This window comes from Mycobacterium sp., assembly GCF_049802695.1.
Lineage (GTDB): Bacteria > Actinomycetota > Actinomycetes > Mycobacteriales > Mycobacteriaceae > Mycobacterium.
The window spans coordinates 1-2,745 of record NZ_JBARMY010000506.1; the positions used below are offsets into that span (position 1 = coordinate 1).

Here is a 2,745-nt window from a genome sequence, read left to right on the forward strand (position 1 = left end):
GCGCAATACCGCACCGGTCAGCCAGCACGTGGGAGAGCTTGCCGCCGATCTCCGCCGCGCTGGCCTGCTCGCGCACGCCGTTGAGCAACGCGTGCCGAGCCACCGGCAGCCGGCGGCAGTCGTGTTCGAGGCGCTCCAACAACCCGAGCCGTTCGGGTGTGGTCAGCGCATCGAACGACAAATCAGCCACACCGGAAACGGCGTCGCGCAACGCGTCGAACGCGGCGACAACCTCCTCACGACTGCTGACTGCCATACCCGAAGACTATCGGCGGCCACCGACAAGAAACCCCTGAAACCACAGTGAAACAAGTGATTTGGCCATGACCCGGCAAGCCGCGGTGCGCCTGCGAAGCCCACCGAGCGCGCTGGAGGCTCAGCCCGTCGCCACTCAGTCCGTCGCCACCTCGATGATCTGCTGCGCCGCCAACGCGGGCGTCAGCTCGCCGCACAGCACCTGGCGCTCCACCTCGGCGCGGATCTTGCGCACTGCGGGGTTGGCCAGCACCCGGTCGAGCACCGTGTCGCGCACCAGCTGCCAGGTCCAGTCGACCTGCTGCGCCCGGCGGCGCGCCTGGAACTCCCCGGCTTCGGTGAGCACCTGACGATGCCGCTCGATGGTCTCCCACAGCTCGGTCAGGCCGGTGCCCTCCAGCGCGCTCATGGTCAGCACGGGTGGCCGCCACAGGGTGTCGCGCGGATGGATCAGCCGGATCGCCGAGGAGAGCTCGCGGGCGGCTGAACGCGCCTCGCTGAGGTGGTTGCCGTCGGCTTTGTTGACCGCCACGATGTCGGCCAGCTCCAGCACCCCTTTTTTGATGCCCTGCAACTGATCACCGGTGCGCGCCAGCGTCAGAAAGACGAAAGTGTCCACCATGTTGGCCACCGCCACCTCGGACTGACCGACGCCGACGGTCTCGACCACGACCACGTCGAAGCCGGCGGCCTCCAGCAGCACAATCGTTTCCCGGGTGGCCTTGGCCACTCCGCCGAGCGTGCCCGACGTCGGGGACGGGCGGATGTAGGCGTCCGGGTGAGTGGCCAACCGGGGCATCCTGGTCTTGTCGCCGAGGATCGATCCGCCGGTCCGGGTCGACGACGGGTCCACCGCGAGCACCGCAACCCGGTGTCCCCGCACGATCAGATTCATGCCGAGCGCTTCGATCGCCGTCGACTTGCCCACCCCCGGAACGCCGGTGATGCCGATGTGGTGCGCATTTCCGGCGTGCGGCGTCAACTCCAGCAGCAGCTGCTGGGCCCGCTCCTGATGATCGGGCCGAGTGGACTCCACCAGGGTGATGGCCCGCGGCAGAGCGGCGCGGTCGCCGCGGCGTACCGCCGCCGCCAGGTCTTGGACGGTGTTCTGGGAGTCGCGTGCCATCTACGTGAGGTCGTACCCTGACCGCTCGGCAAGCTTGTTCAGCAAGCCGATGGCGGCGTCGGCGATCACGGTTCCCGGCGGGAAGATGGCTGCGGCCCCGGCGGCATGCAGCTCGTCGAAGTCGCCGGGCGGGATGACTCCCCCGACGACGATCATGATGTCGGAGCGGCCCACTTCGGCCAGCGCGTCGCGCAGCGCGGGCACCAGCGTCAGGTGACCGGCGGCCAGCGAGGACACCCCGATCACGTGCACGTCGTTGTCGGCGGCCTGGCGGGCCACCTCGTCCGGGGTGGAGAACAACGACCCGACGTCGACATCGAACCCGATGTCGGCGAACGCGGTCGCGATGACCTTCTGCCCGCGGTCGTGGCCGTCCTGACCCATCTTCGCGACCAGAATCCGGGGACGGCGCCCGTCGGCCTCGGCGAACTTCTCGACTAAGTCGGTGGCTCGAGAAAGCTGGGTGATTTTTCCGTCTCCTGTGGCTTCGTCGCGGTAAACCCCGGAGATGGTGCGGATCTCGGCTCGATGCCGTCCGTACACCTTCTCCAGTGCGTCGGAGATCTCCCCCACGGTGGCCTTGGCCCGGGCGGCGTCGATGGCCAGCGCCAGCAGGTTGTTACCCAACCCGTCCTGGCCGGTCCGGCCGTGGGCGGCGGCCGCGCGCGTCAGCTCCGCGAGGGCGGCCTCCACCGCGGTCGGGTCACGATGGGCCCGCAGCTCTTGCAGTTTCGCCAGCTGCTCGCTGCGCACCCGGCTGTTCTCGACCTTCAGCACCTCGATCTCGTGGTCCTCGTCGACCTGGTATTTGTTGACCCCGATCACCGGCTGGCGTCTGGAGTCGATGCGGGCCTGGGTGCGCGCGGCGGCCTCTTCGATGCGCAGCTTGGGGATGCCGTCGTCGATGGCCTGGGCCATGCCGCCGTGCTCGGCCACCTCGGCGATGTGGAAGCGGGCGGCTTGCGCCAGCTGATGGGTCAGCCGCTCCACGTAATACGAGCCGGCCCACGGATCGATCGGCCTGGTAGTGCCGGACTCCTGCTGCAACAGCAGCTGGGTGTTGCGGGCGATGCGCGCGGAGAAATCGGTGGGCAGCGCCAGCGCCTCGTCGAGCGCATTGGTGTGCAGCGACTGGGTGTGTCCCTGCGTGGCGGCCATCGCCTCGATACAGGTGCGGGCGACGTTGTTGAAGGCGTCCTGGGCGGTCAGCGACCAGCCCGAGGTTTGCGAATGCGTGCGCAGCGACAGCGATTTGGGGTTCTTCGGCTCGAACTGGGCGACCAGCTCGCTCCACAGCAGCCGGCCCGCGCGCAGTTTGGCGACTTCCATGAAGAAGTTCATCCCGATGCCCCAGAAGAACGACA

At 68.5% G+C, this 2,745-nt stretch carries 2 protein-coding genes and 1 pseudogene; all 3 read right to left on the reverse strand.

Translation table 11 applies throughout. From position 1 onward, the window contains the following. Window positions 1-256 (reverse strand): annotated as a pseudogene (locus WA317_RS19915) (HNH endonuclease signature motif containing protein); the annotation flags it as partial. A gap of 135 nt (window positions 257-391) precedes the next feature. Further along, window positions 392-1,381 (reverse strand): methylmalonyl Co-A mutase-associated GTPase MeaB, encoded by a 990-nt coding sequence (gene meaB, locus WA317_RS19920; protein WP_425174672.1) that lies wholly within the window; start codon window positions 1,379-1,381, stop codon window positions 392-394. After that, on the reverse strand, window positions 1,382-2,745 hold a 1,364-nt coding region (locus WA317_RS19925; RefSeq protein WP_425174673.1), incomplete at its 5' end, for a methylmalonyl-CoA mutase family protein.